At 59.1% G+C, this 25,517-nt stretch carries 18 protein-coding genes; 8 read left to right on the forward strand and 10 right to left on the reverse strand.

What is annotated here, in order from left to right; genetic code table 11:
• Positions 1–90: 90 nt before the first annotated feature.
• The 3 genes from ABV518_RS04590 to ABV518_RS04600 all read right to left on the reverse strand — a co-directional run bounded on the left by ABV518_RS04590 (position 91) and on the right by ABV518_RS04600 (position 5,369).
• A complete protein-coding gene (locus ABV518_RS04590; protein WP_367765631.1) occupies positions 91–2,730 on the reverse strand; it encodes a glycoside hydrolase family 3 N-terminal domain-containing protein in 2,640 nt (879 codons plus the stop codon).
• 38 nt (positions 2,731–2,768) lie between these two features.
• Entirely contained in the window at positions 2,769–3,941 is a 1,173-nt protein-coding gene (locus tag ABV518_RS04595) for a glycoside hydrolase family 1 protein (protein WP_367765632.1), read from the reverse strand.
• Positions 3,942–4,004: 63 nt separating this feature from the next.
• Entirely contained in the window at positions 4,005–5,369 is a 1,365-nt protein-coding gene (locus ABV518_RS04600; RefSeq protein ID WP_367765633.1) for an MFS transporter, read from the reverse strand.
• Here ABV518_RS04600 and ABV518_RS04605 point away from each other — a divergent pair.
• From ABV518_RS04605 to ABV518_RS04625, 5 genes are all read left to right on the forward strand, one after another.
• Positions 5,368–8,031, forward strand: a complete 2,664-nt coding sequence (locus ABV518_RS04605) for a glycoside hydrolase family 2 TIM barrel-domain containing protein (RefSeq protein ID WP_367765634.1) — start codon at positions 5,368–5,370, stop codon at positions 8,029–8,031. The two genes, ABV518_RS04600 and ABV518_RS04605, sit on opposite strands and share 2 nt — an antisense overlap.
• Positions 8,032–8,064: 33 nt before the next feature.
• Positions 8,065–10,326: a glycoside hydrolase family 3 C-terminal domain-containing protein gene (locus ABV518_RS04610; protein ID WP_367765635.1), complete on the forward strand. Its 2,262-nt coding sequence runs from the start codon at positions 8,065–8,067 to the stop codon at positions 10,324–10,326.
• 31 nt (positions 10,327–10,357) lie between these two features.
• Entirely contained in the window at positions 10,358–11,374 is a 1,017-nt protein-coding gene (locus tag ABV518_RS04615; RefSeq protein WP_367765636.1) for a zinc-binding dehydrogenase, read from the forward strand.
• Positions 11,375–11,585: 211 nt separating this feature from the next.
• Positions 11,586–12,377 (forward strand): SDR family NAD(P)-dependent oxidoreductase, encoded by a 792-nt coding sequence (locus ABV518_RS04620; RefSeq protein WP_367765637.1) that lies wholly within the window; start codon positions 11,586–11,588, stop codon positions 12,375–12,377.
• A 597-nt stretch (positions 12,378–12,974) separates the two neighbouring features.
• Positions 12,975–13,292 carry a hypothetical protein gene (locus tag ABV518_RS04625; protein WP_367765639.1) on the forward strand — a complete coding sequence of 106 codons (318 nt, stop codon included), beginning with the start codon at positions 12,975–12,977 and terminating at the stop codon, positions 13,290–13,292.
• Positions 13,293–13,989: 697 nt separating this feature from the next.
• Here ABV518_RS04625 and ABV518_RS04630 read toward each other — a convergent pair.
• From ABV518_RS04630 to ABV518_RS04650, 5 genes are all read right to left on the reverse strand, one after another.
• Positions 13,990–14,823 (reverse strand): alpha/beta hydrolase, encoded by an 834-nt coding sequence (locus ABV518_RS04630; protein ID WP_367765640.1) that lies wholly within the window; start codon positions 14,821–14,823, stop codon positions 13,990–13,992.
• 55 nt (positions 14,824–14,878) lie between these two features.
• Positions 14,879–15,502, reverse strand: coding sequence for a GDSL-type esterase/lipase family protein (locus ABV518_RS04635; RefSeq protein WP_367765641.1), 624 nt, complete (start codon positions 15,500–15,502; stop codon positions 14,879–14,881).
• A 645-nt stretch (positions 15,503–16,147) separates the two neighbouring features.
• The gene (locus ABV518_RS04640; protein ID WP_367765642.1) at positions 16,148–16,891 is read right to left on the reverse strand and encodes a GAF and ANTAR domain-containing protein; all 744 of its coding nucleotides are present in this window, start codon (positions 16,889–16,891) and stop codon (positions 16,148–16,150) included.
• Between the two features lie 1,052 nt (positions 16,892–17,943).
• A complete protein-coding gene (locus ABV518_RS04645) occupies positions 17,944–19,041 on the reverse strand; it encodes a HigA family addiction module antitoxin (RefSeq protein WP_367765643.1) in 1,098 nt (365 codons plus the stop codon).
• Between the two features lie 13 nt (positions 19,042–19,054).
• Entirely contained in the window at positions 19,055–19,372 is a 318-nt protein-coding gene (locus tag ABV518_RS04650; protein WP_367765644.1) for a type II toxin-antitoxin system RelE/ParE family toxin, read from the reverse strand.
• A 266-nt stretch (positions 19,373–19,638) separates the two neighbouring features.
• Between ABV518_RS04650 and ABV518_RS04655 the strand changes: the two genes are divergently transcribed.
• The gene (locus ABV518_RS04655; protein WP_367765646.1) at positions 19,639–20,586 is read left to right on the forward strand and encodes a hypothetical protein; all 948 of its coding nucleotides are present in this window, start codon (positions 19,639–19,641) and stop codon (positions 20,584–20,586) included.
• A 12-nt stretch (positions 20,587–20,598) separates the two neighbouring features.
• On the opposite strand, the gene ABV518_RS04660 is transcribed toward ABV518_RS04655, so the two are convergent.
• On the reverse strand, positions 20,599–21,639 hold the full coding sequence (locus ABV518_RS04660; RefSeq protein WP_367765647.1) for a DUF3800 domain-containing protein: 1,041 nt from the start codon (positions 21,637–21,639) through the stop codon (positions 20,599–20,601).
• Positions 21,640–21,988: 349 nt separating this feature from the next.
• Here ABV518_RS04660 and ABV518_RS04665 point away from each other — a divergent pair, with 349 nt between their 5' ends.
• Together ABV518_RS04665 and ABV518_RS04670 are read left to right on the forward strand one after the other, a co-directional pair.
• Complete coding sequence (locus tag ABV518_RS04665) at positions 21,989–22,618, forward strand: SHOCT domain-containing protein (RefSeq protein ID WP_367765648.1); 630 nt, start codon at positions 21,989–21,991, stop codon at positions 22,616–22,618.
• A 1,124-nt stretch (positions 22,619–23,742) separates the two neighbouring features.
• Complete coding sequence (locus ABV518_RS04670) at positions 23,743–24,507, forward strand: hypothetical protein (protein ID WP_367765649.1); 765 nt, start codon at positions 23,743–23,745, stop codon at positions 24,505–24,507.
• A 3-nt stretch (positions 24,508–24,510) separates the two neighbouring features.
• Here the strand turns inward: ABV518_RS04670 and ABV518_RS04675 are convergent, their stop codons facing one another.
• Entirely contained in the window at positions 24,511–25,467 is a 957-nt protein-coding gene (locus ABV518_RS04675; RefSeq protein ID WP_367765650.1) for a hypothetical protein, read from the reverse strand.
• Between the last annotated feature and the right edge of the window lie 50 nt (positions 25,468–25,517).

The raw sequence follows: 25,517 nt of genomic DNA on the forward strand, positions 1-25,517 counted from the left end.
CTCCGTAACGCCAACAGGCTGAGAGACGAAGACGGGAACCGGTCGTGCAAAAAGGTGCACAGACTGGCTCCCGCCCGGTTCGCCCCGTTTTCAGGCGGTGGAGCCAGCGCCCGACGCGCATCGGGCCTTAGCGACGAGATCATCGACGACAGAATCCGGGATTTGGCCCTGGCTGTAGTACGCCACCTGCTTCAAGGTCAGACCCATCGCCGACGCAAGCATGTCCTCGTCCACCCCGCCCATCATGGCCCGCAATAACTCCCCGCCCACAGGGTGGTCTAGCCAGTCACGGATAGTGCTTTCGGCAGTCACGGGAGGAACCGGGCCGCGCTCTGAACTTCGGGTCGCGGCGATCTGTCCTGCAAATTCCTCGTACTTGCCGGTCTCCACCGACACGCTGCTGAAGAGCGAGCGATCCGGTCCCGGAAAATAGTCGTGGCCCGTCAAGGTGACCCTGGTCTGCAGGGGGGTGTTGGCTGAGGACGCACCGACATAGAAGCGGATCATCCCTGGCTCGACCACCCAGCCTTCTTCGGAGTCCCAGAGAGCGAACATGCTCGCTGGAACGTCGACAGTGATCTTCGCGGCAGCGCCCGGGGGGAGGGCGATCCGTCGGAAGCCCACCAGGATCCGGCCGCGCCGTGCAGTGCGTCCAATGACGTCGCGGCCATAAACCTGTACGACTTCTTCTCCGGCAATTTGACCCACGTTCGTCACGGTGAACGTGAGCCGCATCGTTGAGTCCGTTGCTACCTCCGGCGACGAGACCATGAGGTCCCGGTAACGGAATTCTGTGTAGCTGAGCCCGTGTCCGAAGGGGAACACTGCCGCGGTGGCACGATCGAAGTAGGAGCTGGGCTGGAGGGTTCGCCAGTAGGGGAGGGGTGCGGCGGCAGCTGACTGGAGCATCGCCATCGGCAATCGCCCGGCGGGATTCACGTCGCCGAAAATCACGGATGCAACAGCGTTGCCGGCTTCCTCACCGCCGAAAAATGACGTGAGAATCGCTGATGCCGATTCCGTCATCCATCCCAGGGCGTAGGGGCGGCCGTGGCTGAGTACGACAATCGTTGGGGTGCCGGTCGCGGCAACTGCTTCCACCAATTCGCGTTGAACACCGGGAAGGGCACAATCGGTACTGTCGATCCCTTCGCCCACAGTGCCGTATGACCCAATCCCTGCCTGGTCGCCGACAACGAGCACTGCTACGTCTGCTGCTTGTGCTGCAGCGAGAGCAGCGTCGAACCCTGACCGGTCTTCTGCTGCGACGGGGCAACCCCGTTCGTAAAGGACGGTGGTGTCGGAGCCAGCGCGGCGCTTAATGCCTTCGAGAAAGGTTACGATCGGTACCGATTCGACGAGGAGTTCGGCGTCGTCCGCGCCGGCCGCAGCTGCCTCGGAGTTCTGAAGGCGGGCTTGGGGGTCGGCAGCCAAGGAGAACCGCTTCGTCATGCTGTCGAGCACCTGGTAGCTGTAATTCCCGAGCTGCCCCATGGGGCGGTCAGCGTTGGGCCCAATGACGGCGATCGTCCCTACCTTTTGATCGAGGGGCAGCAGGGGTGCTCCGTTGACGGGCTTATTCTGCAGCAGGACGACCGCTTTCTCGGCGAGCGTGCGGGCAAGTGCCCGCTCCTGGTGCGTATCAAGTGTTTCGGGTACTTCCTCTAGGTTGACGTACGGCTGCTCGAACAGTCCCAGCCGGAATTTTGCCCGCAGTACGCTGGCAACCGCTCTGTCGAGATCTGCTTCTGCCAGTACTCCGGCCTTCACGGCCTCGGCAATGTGGTCAGAGTTCACGGCGTTGTCCAAGTCCTGATCCACCCCCGCCCGCAGGGCCTGAGCGAAGGCTTCGGCGCTGTCGGCCGCCGTGCCGTGTTTGGTGTATAGCTGGGAGACGGCGTTCAGGTCGGACGTCACGAGTCCGTCGAATCCGTAGTCGGTGCGCAGCAGATCCTGCAGATACTTTTTTGATCCTGTTACAGGGACGCCATCGAGGGTGTTGTAGGCAGGCATGACCCCTTTTGCCCCGCCGGTCCTGATGGCCATTTCGAACGGGACACCGTGGACTTCCCGCAGTTCGTTCTGGCCGATTTGAGCCGGGTCTGTGTTTCGTCCGCCGTCGCTGGCGCCGTATCCGATGAAGTGTTTCAGTGTCGCGATAACCGGTGCGTGATGGTTCGAGTCCTGAAGACCGCGGACGAAGGCCGTCGCCATGGATCCTACGAGGTAGGGTTCTTCCCCGTAGGTTTCTTCGACACGCCCCCACCGCGGGTCCCGCGCCACATCCGCCAAAGGGGAGAGGGCTTGTCGGACGCCCATTCGGGCCATCTGTGTACCGATGGCCCGGGACATCTTTTCGATCAGCTCGGGCTCCCAGGTAGCGGCTTGGGCAATCGCATCCGGGTAGGTTGTTGCGTCTTGTACTTTCAGCCCGATGAGTGCTTCCTCGGCGAGCAGCACGGGGATGCCCAACCGGGTGTCCTCGACGTGCTTTCGCTGCAGCTCGTTGCCTTTTTTTGCTGCTTCACGGGGCGGAAGGCCCAGTGTCGAGAGGGCAGCAGTTGCGCTTCCCCACCCCGTTGGCGGGGGATTGTGCACGTCAACCGCTGACCCGAATGGGGACGCCGTCTGGGCAGCTTTCTCTTCGAGGGTCATTCTGCCGAGGAGGTCCTGGATCCGTTCCTCGACGGGCAGGGCAGGATTTCGGTAGGGATGATCGTCGGAAGTCATTGCGTTCTCTTTCACGAGTGTTGGTGATTGCTGGGAAGTTAGAGTGCGTTCGCTTTTGCCACAGATCCCAAGTAAGCCAAGCTCGGCTTCGGCGTGCGTTCAAAGGTTTCGTGGTTGACGGAAACAAGACCGAAGGTGGGAGCCCAGCGGCCCCATTCGAAGTTGTCGAGCAGGCTCCAGTGGATGTAGCCGCGGATGTCTGCCCCTTCTTCGATCACGTCGTGCAGGTGATTCAGGGCCTCGGACGTGTAGGCAATCCGCCGTTCATCGTCGGCAGTGGCAATGCCATTCTCGGTGACAACGATAGGAGTGTCGGGCAGCATCTCGCGGGTGTGGCGCAAGGCGATGCCCAGGGCGTCCGGCCGGTATGCCCATCCCATGATGGTGTTGTCCGGGTGCTCCGGATGACGGACGATTCCGTCTGTGTCGATGGGCTGGCTTGTGTACGACTGAACGCCGATAAAGTCATCATTCCGGGCGGCTTCGAGGTACATGTCCTCAAAGATGTATTGGATTTCGGCGTGCTTGTCCTCGGCTCCCGGAGCAGCTGTGAATGCTTGGTTTGCCACAGTCCAGCCGACCTTGGCTGTTGTCTTGCTGCGAACGATTTTTGCGGCCACGCGGTGCGCTGCAATCAGTGCTTGGCCAACTTCGAGGTCGGGAAGGTAGCTGCGGTTGTGGTCAAACGCTTCGCCCGCGGCGAGACTTCGCTGCATGCCGTGGTTAATCGCAACGATGTTCGGCTCATTGATGGTGCAAACCCACTCGACCCCCTCCAGTATGGTGCATACCTGCTCAACGTAGCGGGCGAAGAGATCCACCGCGTTCTCCGCGAGCCATCGTTCCGTATCGAACCATAAGGGATGCGTGAAATGGTGGAGCGTCACGACGGGCTTGAGGCCCAGGTTTAGGCAAGTATCAATCATTCGTCGGTAGTGAGCTAACTCCGCCCGCGAGAACTTCCCCGGGCTTGGCTCCACCCGGGCCCACTCGATGCTGAACCGGTAGGTATTGAAACCTGCATCCGCCAGGAGCTGCATGTCCTCCGCGTAGCGGTGATAGCTGTCGAGTGCATCTCCGCTGAATTCCACGCCGTAATCCGCGGCATCATGCTCGAGCTTCCACCAGTCGTTGTTGAGGTTGTTGCCCTCCACCTGGTGGGCTGCCGTAGCGGCACCCCAGAGGAAGGTGTCAGGAAATTTGCGTGTCATTGAGGTGGCTCCTTGCCGGTAGTTGTATCTGTTGTCAGCGTGCCAGTGCCGGGCGGGTAGGGATTACCGGACGCCGCGGATCCTCCAGGTCGTGACAGCGGTTCCCACCGCCAGCAAGGCGCCGGCGATGAAGAGTGCCGGGTAGTTGCCGCCACCACCAATGCCGATGATGACCGGCGCGACAATGGGGGCCAGGACACCGGGAATGCCGGACGAGAGGTAGTAAATGCCCATGTATTTGCCGGCCTTCTCAGGTTCCGGCAGCAGGTCCGTTGCCATGGCGAGGTCTACCGAGGTGAAAGCTCCGGTGCCTGCAGCAAGCATGGTGCCGCCGAGGATGAAGAGCGTGATGCTCGGCGCAACTGAGACCGTGATGAGGCCGCCGGCAATGAGTGCCGCAGCCAGGTAGATGAATGGCTTGCGTCGCTTCAGACGATCTGAGAGGAAACCGCCGAGCACGGCAAAGCCCATCATGGCGAGCAAACTGATGCCACCTGCCGCGGCGAGGTTTTGCCCGGCCTGCTCCGGGGTGAAACCGAGCCGGTCAAGCAAGAAGTAGAAGGAAAAGGTGCTGAAAAAGGTGAACCCGAACTGGAGGAGGAACTTTCCGAGGAAGACCAGCGCGAAGTCGGCGTGCTGGCGGGGGTTGAACCAGAAGCTTTTGAAGACATCGCCGACCGACGGCCGGGTGCTACCGGCAGGGGCAGGTTTGTCTTTGACGACAAAGATGAAGAGCAGCACGCCGACGGCGAACACGGCCGGGGGGAGCATGAAGAGCAGCAAGATATTGCCCGTCAGGAAGCTTCCAATGAGGCTGGCCCCCACACCTGCGAAAGAGGCCGCCACGCCGCCGAGTGCCCCGACCTTCCCCCGCTGGGCAGAGGGCACACGCTCCGCGAGGACAGGGTTGAATCCGGCGCTGATGACCGAAACGGCGAGCTGGCAGATCGACCACCCGGCGATCATCAGAGGAATGTTGGGAACAACGGCGACGACCAGCGCTCCTGCCGCCGCTAGAAGAAGACCCACCACAATCCAGGGCCGCCGCCGACCCCAGGCCAGCCGGGTACCGTCGCTCAAAACGCCGGCAATGGGTCCAAACACCAGACCGATGATGCTGCCCAGACCGATGACCAGCCCCAGGCTGGTGTCTTTGCCCGCAGGGTCGATGAGCTGGACTTTGTAAGCGAGGCTGAACAGGGCCGGCATTAACATCACGAGGTTCAGTCCAAAGTACGCGAACATGTACGTCGCGATAAACCCGGCACCAACGCGGGGGATATTCTCCTGCTCCTCATCCGGACCGGGGGTCAGTGGGGACGAACCAGGAACGGCGTCCCTGTGCAGTGCATGCTCGGCGATGGCCTCGGACGCATCAGGCAGTGCCTGTGCGGGGGAGAGCTCGGGTAGTGAAGGTTGGCTTGTCATGGTGGCTCCATTGGCATCCGGGTTAGAGATGAAAGAAAACGTGTGTGATCTGGCGAACATGCTGAGCGTACTCGGGGCTTTGACGCGTGTCAACAGATTGTCCTGCATGGGATTGACGCGCGTCAAACGTTGTGGTTCTCTGGATTCTATTCACATAACTCACAGCGACGATGAAGCGCGCACCGGAAGGACAAAGATGACCGTGGTATCCCGCGCCACCGTGACGAAAAATTTGGATGTTTGGGAGTTTTCCGTCCGGGGTTCCAACATTTGGTCCACCATCAGGTTGCCGCACGACGCGATGATTCACGAACAGCGCCAACCGGACGCACCGGGAGGTGCAGAGGTCGCCTATTTCCCCGGTGGGCATTACGTCTACAGAGCTACATGGGTGGCGGAAGAGGACCCTGTTCCCTTCGTGGCCCTGCGGTTTGAAGGCATTCAGGGCGAGGCTACTGTCTCTGTGAATGGCACATCCGTAGGCTCGGTTCGCAGTGGTTACACCGAGTTCGAGCTGCCGGTACAGGACCATGTCAGGTGGGGCGCGAGCAACGAAGTAGTTGTCGAAGTCGATCATTCTGAACAACCGGCCAGCAGGTGGTACCCGGGCTCGGGTTTGTACCGTCCCGTGTCCCTTGTTCTCCGGCCGGCGGTCCACTTCGCAGCGGACGGTTTGCGGGTGCGGACCCGCGCCATTGCCTCCGACGCTGCCATTGTGGAAATTGGTTACGTGCTCGCGCACGTCGATATCCCTGACATCCGTGTTGTGGTCGACCTTCTGCAAGGCGAGGACGTCATTGCCACCGGCAGCAGCATCGGCAGTGCGGGATCGGTGGTTATACGTGTTGAGAAGCCACAGGCCTGGACCGCTGATACTCCCTATCTATATGAGCTGGCCGCGCGACTCGAGGTTCAGGGCATTGCCGTTGACGAACGGCGCGAGTGGGTGGGCCTGCGGACCATCTCCGTCGACGCCCATCACGGGCTGCAAATCAACGGCACCTCGGTCTTGCTCCGTGGCGCGTGCATTCATCACGACAATGGCGTGCTCGGCGCTGCCACCCATAGGGCCGCGGAGTACCGGCGCATCCGGCTGCTGAAAAAGGCAGGATTCAACGCGATCCGCAGCGCCCATAATCCCATGTCACGGCACCTGCTGGATGCCTGCGACGAAATCGGTATGTATGTCCTTGATGAGCTCGCGGACTACTGGGTCGTTTCAAAATCGAAACACGATTCCGCGTGGCGTTTCCGCGCAACATGGCAGGAGGACGCAGACCGACTGGTCGAGAAGGACCGCAACCGTCCGTCCGTGATCATGTACGCGGCAGGCAACGAGATCCCGGAGACTGCGACACCTGAGGGCGTTGCGTTGACACGCGAAATCACGGAGTATCTCCACCGCATCGATCCCGACCGTCCTGTCACTTTGGCTACCAACCTGTTTCTTAACACGCTGGTCGCCATGGACAAGTCCCCATATAAGGAGACTTCTTCCGCGGACGGTGAAACGTCAATGGCCGGTTCCACCGAGGCAAACGTGATGATCAACCAGATTGGCCGCATGATGGATGTCGTCTCACGGCTGCCCCGCGCGGACAAGGCCTCCCGGGATGCCTTTGCAGTCGTTGACGTCGCCGGATATAACTACGGCCTGGGCCGTTACAAACGGGACGTCCGTGCTTATCCCGACCGCGTCATTCTCGGGTCCGAAACCCTGCCCGGCGACGTAGCCCGCGCCTGGCACCTGGTGCAGGAGCACTCTGCCGTCATCGGTGATTTCGTGTGGGCCGGATGGGAGTACCTCGGCGAGGCAGGTGTTGCCGTATGGGTGCCAGGAAAGCGCGCCGGGCTGTCGAAGCCGTTTCCGCACCTTATCGCCGGTCCGGGAATGTTCGACCTCACGGGACAGCCGGACATCACGCTTCGGCTTGCCCAGGCCGCGTGGGGCCGGCTTGACGCCCCTGCCATTGGCGTCCGGCCCCTGGACATAAGCGGTGTCCCCATGGTCAGATCGGCGTGGCGCACCACGGACGCGGTGGAAAGCTGGTCCTGGCAGGGCTGCGAAGGACGCAAGGCGGACGTCGAGGTGTATTCCTCGGACGATCACGTCGCCTTGTTCTTGAACGGCCGGCGTATCGGCCGCCGTCGTGCAGGTCGCCGGCGCGGCTACCTTGCCAAATTCAGGGTGCCGTACCAGCCTGGCATCCTGACTGCCGTCGGTTACCGCGACGGCACCGAGGTGTCCCGGTCCGTGCTAAGAAGCGCCGAAGGGGAGCTCGGTCTGCGAATCGTCAGTGACGCCCACGCTATCGCCGCGAACGGGGACGACCTCGTATTCGCTGAGATCGCGATCACCGACCACAATGGCGTCGTCGAGATGCTCGCCGATGAGAAAGTGGTTTTGAGCGTCACAGGCCCGGGGGAACTTATAGGCTTCGGAACCGCAGCACCTGCCTCCCATGAGGAATTCACCGCCGGGACGCGCACTACGTTCCGAGGCCGGGCTTTGGCAGTCGTACGTCCCACGGGAAAACCCGGGCGAATTACTATCACCGCCAAATCCCAAAACATGGGCTCCGCAGACCTGGTCGTCGAAGCACTGCCAACGACCGACATGGCTGAATCCACTGACCTCGTCGCAGGCGCACTCATGCGCTAGGCGCAAAACCTTCGACTCCGGAAAGCACGAACAATGACTAATCAAACGCAAACTTCGACGGACATCACCACTGATGGCGGTGTGAAAGAAAGCATCGCCGGCATTCCTGCCGAACGGAAGGCTTCCCTGCTGTCGGGTCAAAACTTCTGGGAAACCGAACCCATTGAAGAGCTTGGCCTACCTGCCGTGACCTTAGCGGACGGAACATATGGCCTGCGGCACCAGTCAGGACGCCACGACCACCTCGCCATGTTCAATAGCGATCCAGCCACCTGCTTCCCGCCTGGGGTGGCGATTGGCTCGAGCTGGGATCCGAAGGTAGCGGCGCAGCTGGGTTCAGCAATCGGGAAAGAGGCGCTGGCGCAAGGCGTGCACATCGTCCTCGGCCCCGGCATCAACATCAAACGCTCACCATTGTGCGGCCGTAACTTCGAATACTATTCAGAAGATCCCTACCTCACCGGTGCACTGGGAACTGCCTTCACCCGCGGACTGCAAGCGGAAGGTCCCGGCGTCTCCGTCAAACACTTCGCTGCTAACAACCAGGAGACGAATAGGCAGACAATCAGTGCGGACGTTGACGAGCGCACCCTTCGCGAAATCTATCTGCCGGCTTTTGAACGAGTTGTCACCGAAGCGCAACCGGCCACGGTCATGGCGGCCTATAACAAAGTCAATGGAGTCTTCGCCTCCTCAGACCCGTGGCTCCTCACGGATGTGCTGCGCGGCGAATGGGGCTTCTCGGGTGCCGTCGTTTCCGACTGGAATGCGATCACAGACCGCGTCGCGAGTTTAAGGGCCGGCCTGGACCTCGAGATGCCAGGAGGCAGCGCAGGCCATGATGAGGATGTGCGTGCCGCGCTTCTGTCCGGCGAGGTGAAGGAATCCGAACTCAATGCCACCGTGGCGCGCCTTGCCGCACTCGCCAAATACATCCCGGAAACTCGGACGGACGTCAACTACGAGGCCCACCACCAGATTGCCCGTGAACTTGCCGCCGATTGCGCTGTGCTGCTCAAGAATGACTTTCAGACCCTTCCCCTGAAGGCGGGCCTGCGGCTGGCCGTCATCGGAGAATTCGCCGAAAAGCCCCGCTACCAAGGCGGGGGCAGCGCCCACGTCAACGCAACCCGCATCGACCAGCCGATCGATGCCATCAAGACCATCGCCGCCGAGCGGGGGGCATCGGTGACCTACGCTCCAGGATTCGCAATCGATGGCACCGGAAACCCTGCCCTGATCGATGAAGCACAGGACGCCGCCCGTCAATGCGATGTCGCCGTGATCTTTGCAGGCCTGGATGAACGCGCCGAATCCGAGGGAATCGACCGCAATAACCTGGATCTCCCGGCGAACCAGGTAGAACTGATCCACGCCGTAGCGGCCATCGCGCCACGGACAGTTGTGATCCTGTCCAACGGGGGAGTGGTCTCTCTGGAAGGCTGGCACGACGACGTCGACGCCATACTCGAAGCGTTCCTTCTCGGACAGGGCGGCGGACACGCGATCGCCAACATCCTTTTCGGCCTCACCAACCCCTCAGGCCACCTTGCCGAGAGCATCCCGCTGCGCCTAAACGATCACCCCAGCAGCCTCAACTTCCCCGGCGAACGGGGGCACGTGCGCTACGGCGAAGGCGTAATGGTCGGCTACCGGTACTTCAGCACCTTCGACTCCCCGGTGCGTTACCCCTTTGGGCACGGCCTTACCTACACAGCCTTCACCAGTTCAGCACCACGCGTGCAGATCACGGCAAGCGAAGACGTCACTGTCGGTCTTGAGGTGACCAATACTGGGGACAGCGCCGGGAAACATGTGGTACAGGTGTACGTCTCGACGGAAGCCGGTCCAGTGCGGCGCCCTGCCCGGGAGCTGCGCGGATTCGAAAAGGTCTACCTCGAACCTGGGGAAACAACCACCGTCAGCATAGATCTTCCACGTCGGGCCTTCGCTTACTGGGACATCCAGTACTCGCGCTGGGTCGTTGCACCCGGTGAATACCGCATCCAAGTTTGCCAAGATGCTGCGACAGTTCTGCACGAGGAACAGATAATGCTTGTGGGCGACAAGATCATCACGGAACTAACAATGGAGACGCCCTTGGGGGATTGGTTTGAACACCCACAGGTCGGCGCACAGGTTAACGATGCGCTGGGATTTACAGGCGTAGAGATCTCACCCGAACACCTCGCAATGATGTCCTCCATGACCATGACCCAGTTCATCAACATCTCAGGGGCACCAGTCCCAGCGGAAACCCTCGCCCGCTTGATGCGCGACAGTCGTCCCGCCTGAAATATAGACCGAGGAAACGGAAACTTACCTGATGAAGAGCCTCAAAATCACCGCCCCGGCAACCCTAGAGATCTTTGAAGCAGAAGCGCCCACCGCTGGCCCCAACGACCTCATCATCCGCATCAAGGCCTGCGGTATCTGCGGTACAGACGCCTTCTACACCAGCATTGGAGGGCTGCCCCACCTGACGGAACCCATGTCCCTGGGACATGAAGCCGCTGGCGAGGTCACCGAGGCTGGTGCCAACGTAACAGGAGTTGCCGTGGGTGACCACGTGGTAATCAACCCAATGGCAAACGAAGACGGCATCATCGGCAACGGCGGACAACAAGGAGCACTCAGTGAATATGTGCGGATCCCTAACGCCCAGGCCGGTGTCCATTTCCGTGTCATTCCCGACAACATCCCGTGGGAGGTCGCAGCACTAAACGAACCCATGGCTGTTGCATACCACGGCGTGAACAGGTCCGGAGCCGGCAAAGGCTCCAAGGTGGTTGTATTTGGTGCTGGTCCTGTGGGGCTCGGCGCAGCCATTGGATTCAAATCCAAAGGCGCTGAACATGTGGTCGTTGTCGACGTCGTCGCCAATCGGTTGGAAAAGGCCCTCCTCGTTGGAGCCGATGCCGTGATCAACTCCTCACTAGAGGATGTCACCACGCGTCTGAAGGAACTGCATGGTGAAGTCCCGGGTATCTACGGGCAGGCACCCCGCCCAGCGACCGATGTGTATCTCGACGCCGCAGGGGTGGCACCCGTGATTGCCACTGCGCTGCGTGGAATCAAGCACGGGGGAGTGCTGACCATAGTTGGTGTCCACAAAAAGCCCGTTGAGATCGACCTGCAAGACATCTTGCCCAGCGAGCCCGACATCCGACTGGCGATGGGATACCCGACGGAAATCTTCGAAGTCACAGATTCCTTGATCAGTGACTGGCAGAAATACAGGCACATCATTAGCGACATCGTTTCCTTCACCGAGGTCGAGCACGCGGTCAAACTGGCTTCCACCCCCGGGGCGACAGACAAGGTCGTTGTCGTTTTCGACTAACAGTTCCCCCGCACAGCAGCCGACCGAACCAGCCGGCTACCCGCCAATATAACAACTGATGGAAGACGGGCATGCAGCCGTGAACCTCTCCAACGGCAGCGCAGGCGAGCCTTTGCCGACCAATGGAGGCGGCCGGCGAGTCCTGTCGCAAGCTGGCTAGCAGTCCAATCGGACACCACCACCGACTATTTTCGACTGAAGGAATGATGACATGCAGATTCAAGGCAAAACTTTCGTAGTTACAGGGGGCGGTAACGGCATCGGCCGTCAAGTCGTGTTGGGCCTCCTCCGGAGGGGCGCAGCCGTAGCCGCCGTCGACCTGAGCGCCGATGCTCTCAGCGGTACAGAGGCACTTGCACCCCGCGACAGTGGAGGACTAAGTACTCATGTCGTGAACGTGACCGACCGACAAGCTGTCGCGGTACTCCTAGATGAGGTGACCAAGTGTCACGGTCAGGTCGACGGTATCGTCAACGTGGCGGGTATGATCCACCGCTTCGTCCCGGTGGCTGACATGTCCTTTGAAGAGTTTGAGCGTGTCATGAACGTGAACCTCTGGGGCACGGTCATTATGTGCACAACGTTTTTGCCCGTTCTTGCCAATCGCCCCGCCGCAGCCATTGTCAACATCTCCAGCCTGTCAGCGTTGCTCCCGTTCGCCGGGCAAACGTTTTATGGAGCAACAAAGGCAGCTGTCAAACAATTCAGCGAGGGCCTTTATCAGGAATTAAGCGGCACGAACGTAGCTGTTACCACCGTTTTTCCGGGGAACATCAGTACCGACATCAGCGGCAACTCCGGTGTCAAAGCAATTGATCCAAAGGGCAGGAAAGCACCCTCCACTTCGCCCGAAGCCACAGCGGCCAAGATCATCAAGGGACTGGAGAAAGGTAGCTTCCGCGTTTTGGTGGGGACGGACGCCAGGATGCTCGATGCCGCAACACGTATTTCCTCACGAACCACGACGGAGTTCATCGGTCGGCAGATGAAGTCCGTTTTGTAATGGCCCAGTATGTTCCCTGGCAGCCTGTAGAGGACTGGACCTCACTCACTGGCCGGGAGGTCGAAATCTGGTACCGCGACCGGCTTTTGGACAGAGGAATCGTGGAAACCGTGACTGGTGACGGTGGAGTCCTCTGGTTAAAGCAGGAGGGAGTCGCTCATCGAAGGGCAGTTGAGAAGGCCGTCGACAGGCACATAAAGAGCATTGCCCCTGCCTCGTAGTTCCAACTTACTGGGTCCGAGAAGTTGCCTTGATGACTTGCCAATTAGCGACTGGGACAGAAGCAACAAGCCAATGCGCAAACTACCGCCGCACACGTCCGTGGCGGTCACCTCCGACATATGTCCTCTGCGAACGCCTTCGGCGATCCACTCGGCATGCCCAATCGGTTCGACGACGATGGAGCGATGTCGACTCGGACGTCGACGCCATCTACATAGGCACGCCCCATGTGACGCATTTTGAGTTAGCCCGACCGGTCCTCGAATAGGGCTGTCATGTGCTTTTGCGAGAAACCGATTGGCCGCAACTCTGACGAGGTGCGGCGGCTTGCGACGATCGCGCCGGACCGGTACGTTCCTGATGGAGGCCACGTGGATGACGATCAATCCGCTGCATCGCCGCCTTCTCGAGATCGTTGACAGCGGGGCCATCGGTGAGGTTCGCAGCGTCCGCGCGTCCTGGGTGCCCGGCAGCTTTTTGGGGCAAACCCTCGACCCTGCGGAACCGCTCAGTCAGTGCGATCCGCAGTTCAAGGCGGGCAATGTGCTGGCCCAAGCACTGGTGTGGGGGCGTAGCCGAATCCGACATGGGCCGTGGACCTCGTGTGAGGCCCAGCGTGTCGGCATCATCAAGAAGCGCGAGCCCCGGTTAGCTGATTCGAGTACCAGCGCGACGTGCTCGCCGGCCGCATGAGCTTGTTGTTGATGGTTACGTCCACAGTGGCTTTTCGGAGAATGCCGTTGTGGACGATGCTGAGGTATCGGATCAGCTCGTCCACTCCTGCTTCCATGACGGCAGGGTCCGTATTCATCTTTTCGGCCTGTTCCGGACTTCGCAGTTCAGAGAACTGAGGGGCTACGCCCTCGGGGCCGTCGCGACCTGACTTCACGTGTCGTTGGTTGGTGGTGCGCGCCGCACCAGGTAGGGAACAACTGTGCGTTACGCCCCATCCGGCGGTAGACATTCACTGGCTCGCACGGTGCAGGATACGACCAGGGGTCAACCCTGAAATGGACTGACAAATTGGGCGGTGAGCTCACCCTCGTGGTGACTATCCCGCAAAACGCAACTGCGGCAGTAGCGCTGCCTTTGCACGCCGAAGACTCCATGAGGATGTAACGTCTGGCACGTACGTTTGGCTTTGCGCGGCCCCAGGAGGCTACGGGAAGCGTCCCGCGTTCACGATCGACACACACCTGTGGTCCGGGCGGCCGATCATCCCGAGACGTGCTCACCAAGCGTCTCCCGGGATTTCTCATCGGGGCATCCGGCCTAGAAGCCAGTATGCTCCGCTGAGCGCCGTCGTAAAAATGTTGCCATGGAAATCCCGTCTCTCGACGAAGAGCCGTGGGTGGCACGTCTGGAATGAGCACGCTTTGAGCCGAAACCACTACGGCCGATCCCCGCCCAACCAGCCAGCCATGTAGTTGATTCCCTCAGTGAAAAGGCTAGAGGCGGGCTTGTTGAGGAATCCATGGCGCGCTTTGGCGATGACATGGCGGGAAACGTCGACATCTGCCTCGGCAAGCTCCTGAGCAAAGCGCTCACTGGATGCTCGCAGGTAGTCCCGGTCGGCATCGAGTACAAGAGTGGGCGGCATCCCGGCCAGGTTGTGTCCGCCAGGGAAAGCAAAGGCATCATGCATCGCCTCGGGGGAACCGGCGTAGTTTCGGTTCATCCTGTTGACCGACGTGATCCTGGACCGCTCAATGCGCTCCCCGCTCCGGATGCGCCCGCGAAGCTCCAAGGATGCCGCCGGTAGGGCGGAATGAAAAATGCCGTACGCGAGCACCAGCGCAGCGGGAGTAGCGCGCCGACCGCGCACCTGCCGCAACGTCGCCGCCGCGGCCAGACACGCGCCGGCACTCGCGCCACCCAGCACAGCGGATCCCCGCTCGGCCTGAACCCATTCGAGGACGTCGACGACGTCGTCCACCGGCAGTGGGTATCGCACGCCAGGCAGCGACCCCGAACCTGGTTCCCGCCACCGGCTCCACCGCGGCACCCTGCGGTAGTCGACCGCAATGACCGGCCTGCCGGCGGCGGCCAACGCCCGCGCGACAGCGTCGGATTCGGGCATGTCCAAATTGCCCCATGCAAACGCGCCACCGTGTACCCACACGAGCGTCTGCGCGGTAGCCTCTGCTGCACACCGATATCGTCGGACAACAACGGGTCCATGCCTGCCCCAGGCCGCATCATCTTCGACGGTCACATCACGCATGGGCACTCACCACTCCCGCGATTCTTCATGCGGGGGTCCATCCCGAGCCCTCGGCTCACCCCGCGTACCCAGGCGTGACGGAATCGATCTGCGGATGGAGGACCCTCGCCCAAGTGGCATATCCAAGCCCATTGAGGTGGATCCCATCCCACGAGAAATCGGGGTTCAGCGCGCCGTCACTGGTGGAGAGAGCCGGCCACAGGTCGATCCAGGCCGCGCCCTCCTCCGCCGCAACGCGTTCCAGGTCGCGATTCAACTCTCTAACGCGCCCGCAAAGTCGCTTCTGGCGGGGCATGACGCTCTGGAGGAACACAGGAGTCTCATCCGAGACCGCACGCAAGCCGCGCAGGATGGACCGCACATTGGCGACGATTTCGTCGCGCGGGACGGACAACGTCACATCATTGGTGCCTATTAGGAGGAAGATGGCCGCGGCACCATACGTCGTCGCCGAGCCTAAGCGCGCAAGCACCTCACCTGTCGTGTCGCCACCGATCCCTCGATTTCTGACAGATACACCCGAAAACCACTCGTGCCACTCGCCGCCCTCGGTGATGCTGTCACCGAGGAACACTACATCACCAGGAAGAACCGTCAGTTCGTTGAACTGTGATCCTCTCATCCGCTTACTGATGCCGGTCTGCCTATCTGCGACCCACTTCGATATACGCTGCTTCATCCTTCGAGCATATATTGACACGTGACAATCGGAGAATAGATGACAAGTCGAGAGTAGATTCAGTTCGCACACCCTTGCCGGACGGGTTTTTCAGATGTCATATGCGGGCCGGGGAGATCAGGTCATGCCCTGAACGGCTTCCGTATCCAGACGTCGGTGGCGCGCAGGGAGACCCGGACTTTTGCGGTTGATGGATCGTACCGGGACGAAATACTTGGTGGAGCGGATCGTGACCAGGGATGACGTGTCCACCCGGGGCATGAGGATCGAGCCGGGATCGAAGTCCTATGTGGGCAAGTGAGAGAACAAAGGTTGTTCGACGGCGAAGTCATGACCAATGGTCCCGTGCGTTGAGAGATCCGGCGCGGGTCTCCGGCCTCGCCGGAGACGCGGAGCTTCTCGTTGAGCTCGATCAGGCTATTCACTGCCGGAACGGCGGTCAGGAAAGTTCCGGCAGACCAGGCCTTAATCCCGTACGGCTCGCCAGAACAACGATGCACTCCCTATTTCAGCGACGGCGGCGAGGGCGAACACCAGGATGGGCTTCGATTCGGGTATGACCTCATCCTGTCATTGGGCGAGCTGGTCATGGGTCCGGCCGTAACCATGCAAATTCGCTGATCCATTAACAGAGGAGACCGTGCCTTAGGCATCGAAGTGGGTTCGGACGTTAGGGTCGTGGGAAACGGAAGCGACCACTGAGGCCGCGATGTCCCGGAGCTTTAGGTTCCTAGTGCTGGAAGCGATTTTCAGGATCTTCGTAGCCGTGTCCTGGCTGCAGCGGTTCTGCGCCATGATGATGCCCGTGGCCAGGTCGATGGTGGTCCGGGATTCCATGGCGGCTATTAGGTGGGCTTTCGCCTCGGCCAGCTGGCTGATCCGCACGGCCAGGCGAAGAGCCTTGGACGCATGATAGGAATACGTTTCCACCATGCTGATGTCGTCACCGGTGAAGCCATGGGACCGCGTGGAATACAAGTTAAGGCCCGCTTCCGCTTCCCCCTCAAGGAGGAGCGGTACGGATAGGCTGGATCCAATTCCCGCCTCCAGCGCGGTCGCGGTGTAGGCGGGCCACCGTTTCTCGTTTGCCAAATCAGGTACGTGCACTACGACCTGCTGGCGGATCGCTGTCAGACAGGGCCCATCGCCTGCACTGTATTGGCTTTCGTCCAGGCGAACCGCGCTGTCTTCGCTGCGGGCCACAGTCACCGGTTTCTTTCGCTGAATCAGGGTGATGCTGCAGAAGGCCACGGCTGGGTCGGCCAAGGTGACCGCGGAGAACCGAGCAAGTTCGTCGAGCATGTCTTTGACGTCCTCGGTTTTCAGGACAAGATCCTGCAGGTGGTCGACCAGGAGCGTCTGGGACGGCGGACGTAGTTCGTCGGCCATGCCTTGGCCTCATTTCCTCATCGGGCCCTGACAACAACCCTTGTCGGGTGGCACGAGAGGACGGCGGAGCAGCGCGCGGCTGTATCTCCAGTATCCTCTGCCTCTCCTGGAATGACCATCAATCCACGGTCTGTCTGCCCGCGAGAGATATGTCCGAGGAATGGCATGGTTAAGGGCCTTTCTCTCCCCGGGCATACTGAGCAAGTCCGTAGTTTGGGCATGGCTGCCCCCTCTAGGCAAAAGGGGAATTCTTACCAAAATCGAGGCTGATGCGACGTTAGTTGGAAACCGCCCTCCAATCCATGTCGGCGCAAAGAAGGACCGCAGCCCTTCGTTGCGGGGAGCGGTCGGTGGTTGGAAAGCTGAAGCCGCGAATTTGGGGATGTTGACAGTGTCAACACTTTTTGCATCGGACTGGGCCGTGTATGGGCCGGATTGGCTCGGATTGCTTATGTTTTCTCGAGTTCCAGGGTTTGCAAGGGCTGGAATGCAGTTCGAGTCCCACCTCGGGCACAGTGTTTCCGCAGGTCAGCGGCTTTTTGGTTTTTTACTGTTGACAAAGCTTGACTTTTCGGAAGTCCTAATTGTGATTCACCGCGTCTGTGGCAGCAGGCGCTAGTTCGTGCAGGCTTCTTCGGGGAAACCGTGAGGCCGTCTAGGAAGGTCACATGGCCGTGCGGCAGAACCTGCGCGTTATGGCCAGGGCGACGGGTTGATGTTTCTATCTCTCGTTGACCGCATGGTGGTACAACTTAGAGCTCTCCACCGCGACCTCGGCAATTCGAATGAAGCAACCGCTGCGGTGCCCATGCAGCTATCGTGAAGCCATAACACGGGGGATAGGTCATACTCTTGGGGCGTTGCTGTTGGCCTGCTTTGTGGTAATCGGCTGCGGGAGTCCAGCATGCGACACTCCGATGCGGCACGCGACAAATCCTGGATGGTCTGGGTTAGTGAAGAGTGTTTCGAGGACGTAATTTGAGCGCTTGGGCAACTAGCCGCATAACGCAGGACAGCCGCCAACTCGTTGTTGGCAACTGTCCTGTGAGTAACTAAGCGGTGTAGGTGCCTGTGATGTCGACGCAGAGTCGGTTACCGAAGCTATAGTCCAACCACCGGCGCCGATGAAGCTGATGGACAGCCACGCCGGGCGAAATACCGATTTCGGCTGCTTTTCGCTTTATCTCATTATCGCGAGTCAGTCCTCGGAACTCCTCGACGCCCGATTCCCCGAAAAGCACTTCGAGCGCGAAGCTGTTGGCTGCTTTTTCGGCGGCGCTGTTTCGCTTCTTCTCGCTGCTGTATTCGAGATGCATTTCTCCTCTTGGATCGTTCAGGACGTGACCGATTTCGTGGAATAGAGTCCAGATGACGAAACCATCTTTGCCCCATCGACCTGTCTGCTGAATAACCGGGACTCTCTTGTCGATCCAGCGGGTCATTCCTAGGAGCGGAAAACTCTTGGGTGATTCGACAACGAGGAAAAGCACGCCTACATCGGCCAACATCTCGGCGATGTCCCGAAGCATCGTGCTGTTCGGCGTTGCCGCGCGTTCACGCAAGCTTGGTAACGCATCACGAAGTTTGTCTGCGTCATAGACAAACTGACGTCCGCGTTCGAAGGCCTCGGTCAGTTCTGCGGCGCGCAGCCACGATGTCAGAACTGTCTGGTCGATCGTGGCCCCAGCCTCTTTGAGCGCAGCCAAGGCATAGTCACCTTTGTTGGCTGACTCGTGCAAATGCAGGTAGGCCTCCCAGGTGCCGCATCTGTGAAACGCCAGAAAATCCGATACCAGTTCTCCTGGCTTACGACGAGTTGCCGCGGTTGCTCCCAGAGCCCGCAGATAAGTGGCTGCGTTCGGATCAATCTTGTCGGCATGTTCAGCCAGCTTTTCCTGATCCGCAATTCGTGCAAGATCGGCGCGGTACATTGCTTCGTATCGAAGCCATGCATCAGCAGGAATACCTGCCACTCGTTCCAAACGGATCGCGGTTTCATTCGTGATGGGCGCGCGTCCGTTGACGATCTCGTTGACCTGTTTGCGGCTGCATCCTAAGAGCTCGGCGACTCGCTGTTGAGACAAGCCCTGTTCTTCGATCCATTCCTCCAGGTACTCGCCCGGAGCAACGGCGTAGTTGGTAGCGGTCATGGCTTCTCCTCTCTCAGTGATAGTCGTCGATTTTGATGACGGTTGCGGTGACGGCGGTCTTGGGATCTTCAGCGTCTTCTGGTCGTATTAGGAGCCGGAAGTTGGCACTCAGTTTGCCCGCCCAGAGGCCATCGAGATCACCTGTGAGTGAATGCCAGTTTCCCAGTGGGTCGATGGTGGGAAGGTCACCAATGCACTCAGCCGTCCGGAGAGCATTGATTCGCAGTTTCAGTTTTTTGGCGACATCTTCGCGCTTCTTCCGCATCTCACGTTCATCAGTACAAAGCTTTTCAAACTTTGCATCGTCGAAGAGAACATCCAAAAGTGTCACCGATCTCGTTACAGCTTATCGCATCTACTTTGAGCATGATACCCCTTCGGGCTTAGATGCACGTGAAGTGCCGTGCCGCGATTCGCCGTGCGATGTGCAGGTTGCGGACAAATGTTCACCAGTCCTCAATCTACGTAGGCGTAGAACCTTCTGGCGCTGCTTTCATGCGGTAGTGCGCAGCTGCGCAGTACCCATCCAGTGTCAGTCCTCACAGGTAGGCTTTTCTCTAAGCACTGGTCCGTCCCGACGATAGGTGTCACAAGTAAATGCTCGATCTGGAATCTGCGGCGAAATCGCCATCTAAGCTGCGGCAACTTCGCCTGCTCGGCGAGATCTACCGCGAGTCCCAAGACTGGGACCGGCGCCAAGTTCCCACGGCTGGACTCTACAACGAGGGTCACCCTTGGGGTCTTGACGTGTCAGCTTTGAGGAGTGACTTCAACGCCCTGATGTCTGCTGGCTGGATCTACTTCGAAGCAAGTGCTGGTGGCATTGATGAAGTCCTGATCACTCAGGAGGGGATCGATGCAGCAGAAGAATTTCAAAAGGGGCGAAGCAACCCACGCCAGCGGGCCTCGGCACTGCGAGTCGCTCTTCTGAATTGGCTCTATGACCAGTACTTGTCCGGGGAAGAACCCAAAGACTTTGCGCCGTTCAAAGCCAGCGCTGAAGGCAAATATCTAGGCTTGGGTTACCGCGATGAAGAGATCAGCCGTGCTGCCAAGTCCTTGCTGGACAAAGGCTACATCCAAGTTTGGTCTCCGGTTAGCGGCAATCTTTCTTCGCCAAGGATCACTGCAAATGGCATCGACATAGTCGAACTGACAGAGTCGGCCGATGAAGCTAGGAAGCCTGAAGGAATGACTGTAAACAACTTCAACATCCGAGACTCGCACTCGATGAACTTCGCTTTGAACAGTCCTGGAGCCGTGCAGAGCAACGCGCTGACAGCCGAGCAGATTGACGAAGCCCGCAAGGTTGGAAACTTGCTGCGGGACGTGAAGCCGGTTCTTGGCCTGTCCGACGACCGACTTGAAGAAGCTGATCAGGTCATAGCGGAACTGGAAGAAGAAACAGCCTCTGTCGAACCGAAGGTTGGGCGGCTGAAGACCCTGCTCTTCAAGGTCATCGAAGTGGCGGCCACAGGCACAGCTCAAAGTGCGGTTCAGGTTGTTACGTCGATGGCTCAATCAGCTATCGACGGGATCGGCTAAAGCTACGCGACCCTAGGTCCCAAACATTTCCTGTGGGCGGATCTGATCCAGGGACTCTGCGTGACCCCAGATCGAATTGAAGTGAACCACGCGTCGTGCTTGGGCGAGTCGCTCTTCGTTAGCCGTGCCCTTTAGAGCACTTTCGGCTACTTGTCGGGTGAAACCTGCCGCGATGTCTGCCAGTTGAATGCGGGGGTCTGACTTTGAATCGATGTGTTTGATTTCGCGAAGGTCGAAGCGACTATCCGGCAAGTTGTATTCCTCGGGCATCTTCTCAGTAGCCGTCATCAAGACTGCCTTCATTACTTTGTCAGTGAGGGCATTTTGGGCGTCGTGCATAATCCTGATTGGGCGCTTTAGTTTCTGGTTCCATATATGCGCGAGCTCCATCAGGGAAGCCTGCAGCGGATCTAGGCTCTTCATGATGTCGCCGTTGGCTACGTCCGCCTGAAACTCCTCCGCCTGCTTCCGTGTATCGGCTAGTATGTTCAGTACGAGTTTCAGCTTCTGGTTTGTCGCGGTCTGGCGCGCTTGTTCTATTTTTTCGAAGAAGCCCTCGACAGACTCTTTCTCACCCTTCCGCTGTTTCTCCCTCATGAGAGACGTAAACGCAGACACCAGGCTAAACCACTGCTCTTGTCCGAGATCTTGCGGACCGAGCTCGTAGAGTGCGCGAGTCATTCGCCTCGTGGTGCCGTCGTAGAGGTTGTCGCCAGCGGCATAGGCACGCTCCTCTATGAGCAGGTCAACCATCTTCCCCGCGGCCATTTCTGCTTTTTCGACAAGGTAGACCTGGACCTTGCCGACCAGCTTGCCTTGCGCTCCAAACAGTTCTTCGATGGCGTAGCTTTTGCGTACAACTTCACCGGCTTTTAGCTCGGGACTTTGTGCTTTAGTCTTCGTGCGGAGGTAGGCCACCAGATCGGTCGCTTCCTCGAGATCCATGTGGAGGCTACTATGAGCCAGGACAGGCGTGGTTCCCGCCATCAGGTTCTCTCCGTCGTGGCCTGACTCGTCACAAAAGATTTCGGCAACGTCTGTGGGTGTGGTCATCTACTTGTTCGTCCTTCTCGGGGTGGTTCATTGGTAAGCATGCCAGAGGCTGCCGGGGGCCTTTCAGATACGACGGTTTGGGCCACATATAGGCTCACGTATGGCAGGCAATCAAACAGGCGATAATCAGGCGAGGAAGCTGCGCACTGATTTCTTGCGTAGACGTGTGCACTCGCTCTGCATCCTTAATCTTCGTCGTAGTCTTCACGCCACGGTACAGCCCGGGTTTCCGGTATCAAGGGCCTCCCTTCCGGTCGTATGGCGCGCCATACTATGCTGGCTTTCCATACAGCGGGCGCGGTGGTGGTGTTAGGCCGGATCTCTAGGGTGTGACTCCGAAAGGGAGGACATGGCTTCTTTCAAGGAACGCATGGCGGCTGCCAAAGATTCGATTGTCAATACCTACAAGGAGGCGGCTGCTGAGGATAAAGCCATGCGAGAGGCGAAGGCAGCCGAGGATAAAGCCAAGCGAGAGGCGAAGGCAGCCGAGGAGAAAGCCAAACGAGCGACACTCATCTTGGAGTTGACCAGCGTCAAGGGCTTCTTGAGGCTGTACCCCCACTTCATAGAATGGAAGCTAGGCATAGGAGTTGCTGACGACGTGCAAAGGATTCTGTACAGCGAAGTTAACTCTGTAAGCATGCACGGCTCGATCGCCCCACCGGGCGGCGTAACCGCAACTTTCTTGTCCGGTGGGATGAACCTTTTGGCACCGAAACTGAAGTCGATCACGCTGAATGTCGGCGGAGCCGCCCACACGTTTGAGTTCAACTTGGAGACCACCGACAAGGTGCGCGAAGCGGTCGACCTCATCTCCCGGAAATCTTTTGAGGCGAAGAAGAAGCCTACGCAGGCCCTTGCAACGAACGCACCGAGCGCCGCCGACGAGATCGCGAAGTTGGCTGCGCTGCGTCGAGACGGCGTACTCACCGACGGAGAGTTCACCAAAGCGAAGGCCAGGCTTCTCGGGGGGGATTAGGCCGCCCCTCCAGGGCCCGAAAGTTGCCCTTGGAAGCGGTTGCGCGGAAGGCAGAGCACACTTCCTGCCTTGCTTGAGGGTATTAATCTCGTCCTTCTTGACTGCGTATTAGCCAGTCCGCAAAAAGTCCGCAACAAGGCATATTCGGACCATCACAGCCAACACTAGTATCTCTGAGAACAGGCCGAAGTCCCGCACCCCTCAACAACCCCTATACATAGGTAGGGAGTTACTGGGTCAACTCTCCGCGGGGTTAGCCACGGCACGGATGCCGCAGCCTGGCAATATCAGCCTCTTGCGTTCCTCGGAAGTCTGGAGCTGCAGCCAGGACGCTCTGGACAACGTCGTGGCATCGATACGTTTGCCGTCGCGCAAGGCAACAAGCAGCATGGCTGCCGAACGAGGAAGGCAACATGCGGCAACGCATCGGGATCATTGGCCCAAGGCAAGGCATCCAGCTGCAAGACTCTGGTGGCGACCCTGAGGTGTATTGGCGGGGCCTCTCATTGAACCAAGTCATCCGGGCGCCGGCTTGCTAAGACCACAAGCGGACGTCGCCCTCGCTTCGAAGCGTCGCGATTGGTCGGGACTGTTATGGACGGATTGCGCTTGTTGACATTGTCAACACTTTTCGCGGCGTACCTGGCCGAATATCCTTCGGACTGCTCTGGATTCCGCATGTTTCCGCGGGAGCTCAGTGTTTCCAAGGGCCGGGATGCAGTTCGAGTCCCACCTCGGGCACAGTGTTTCCGCAGGTCAGAGGCTTTTTGTCTTTTTACTGTTGACAAACCTTGACTTTTCCGTGTTCGTGCGATTGCTCATTCGTAGATACGACGGATCTGAGCGGGTCGAATTGTGGGCGGGATCGTAGCTCTGGTCGGGCTGAAAGATGGTGCCCTTTGGTGAGAGCCGATAGCCGCTGAATCGGGCAAAGAGAGCCAGCCGAGCGTCTGCTGCTCGAGGGCGGTCTTGTTGTATCGATCGGGCGATGCTGGGCAGGACATAATGTCCGTTATCGCGAACCAAACTTCAGAACAACGGTTCGATTGCGACGGCCGGCAGCCCCTTACCCACGGAGTGCCGCGCTGACCAGCAACGTTACTGCAAACTTGTAGGATCGTTTAATGGCGAAGGCTCCGAAGAGTAGCAAGAGTGGCAAAGTAGCGAAGTTCTACATCAGTAAGGCCGCTACATCTGGCAAGGGCCTTAGGGCAGCGACTACGAGCAAGTCCGCCAAGACCAACTCCAGTTCTGCTCAGCCATGGCGTACTGGCAACGCTCAAGCGAGGAATCAAGGCGGCATTGAAGCCAAGCCGTACCCAGCAGGTTTTCGCAACTGGCCTGGTGTTCGGATGACGGGTCCAGTAAGCAGCCGCTTTTACGCAGACGGTAACGATGCGGTAAGTGCGCTTCTGTTAGTGCAAGCCATCCAGCGCTTCTTTTATCGGGCAGGGGCCGAGCGTGTTGCCATAGAGTCTGTTGAACGTGGCTCGGTTATCGCTAGCGTCAAAGCTTGGTGGAACGGCGGAGACAGCAAAGCCGTCCGTAACAAGATGATGGACCTCGCTGAGGCCGGGGAGCAGTGGGCCATGGACACCACTGCGAACAAGGCTCAAGCGGAAGTGTCAGCTATGAACGCGTCAACGACGGCAGCGCTCCTCGCGGCGGTCGATGCTTACGACAACATCGCAATGTACGTCGACGATTTTCTTGTCATCAAGACGACGACGACAGATGGCAAAGTGAACGCCGTTGTCCGCAAGCTGAGTTGGAAAGCGATGAAGACTATCGAAGACAACCCGTCGGTTTTGAACGACCCCAAGGAAACTCTCAACAAGCTGTCGTTGCTTACGTACGCTTCGGACAATGAGCTAGGCATTGTTCCGTAGCTTCTAACCAATGATGGGGTCCGGAATCTTCATTGAGGGCTTCTTACCCTCTAGCGCGTCCAGGCGCTCGATGACATGTGAACTGATAGTTCCGATCTCTAGGGCCGTGACCACAACGCTCGTTGAGTCAAGTACCTTGAGCCACCCCTTGCGGAGCAAAACGACTGAGGCAACCAAACCAGCTATGGCAGCTATCGACCCAAGCAAGACATCTCCACTAAGGCCCAGAACAAAGAGCTGCACAGAAAGAATCGCGATTGGGGGAGCGATGCTGAGACGGAACTCGGCCTCTGACCTGTCACGGTCGTAGGAGTCGAATAAGTCCTTGTTCTTCTCCTGCAGCTTTGTCGCGAGCACAGGGATCTCTTCGTCCATCTCCTGGCTGAGCCTTGGGGACAGAGTCCGAAGGGCTTCCTTACGGATCTGCCTGTCTACCTCAGCCTGACCGCCCTCTTCCGTTTGCTTTCGTTCGTCGTACTCTTCCTCTTCCAGCACCGGGAGGTTGTATTCCTTGTGCAGGGGATACCAGGGGACATTCCTGGCTTCGATTCGGCTGAACGCCTCCCATAACAGCTTTAGAAGAGTTGATCCAGACTCGTTCGCTAGAGAGCGGCGATACGACAGGTTGTCCCGGTGCGGAAGGCGTTTCCACACGGACTTTTGTTTTTTATTCAGCTGACGTTCCAGGGTGAAGCCGTACCGAGCCACGAGGCGCGTGGCCAGCTTCACGTCAATGCTCACCAAGATGCCGACGACATAGGCAACGAAGCTGAGAACCGCCAGGATGGTCGCGGTAGACGTGTAGCCGGTGAGCCAGTTGATCATGCCCATGGCCCCAGTAGTTTCGTCCTTACTAGGGATGGTCATGCCGAAGCCGATCCAGGCAATGACGAGCCACAAGTAGCCGGTTATGAGCGGAGTCTTGAAGTCCCTGAAGCCAGGCAAAATCTGCGCGAGCAATTGAGCACCTAATCTAAGTGTTGATGTGGTTGGACAAATGCAGTGAGGCT

The sequence above is a fragment of the Arthrobacter sp. HS15c genome, from assembly GCF_040812005.1.
Taxonomy (GTDB): Bacteria; Actinomycetota; Actinomycetes; order Actinomycetales; family Micrococcaceae; genus Arthrobacter.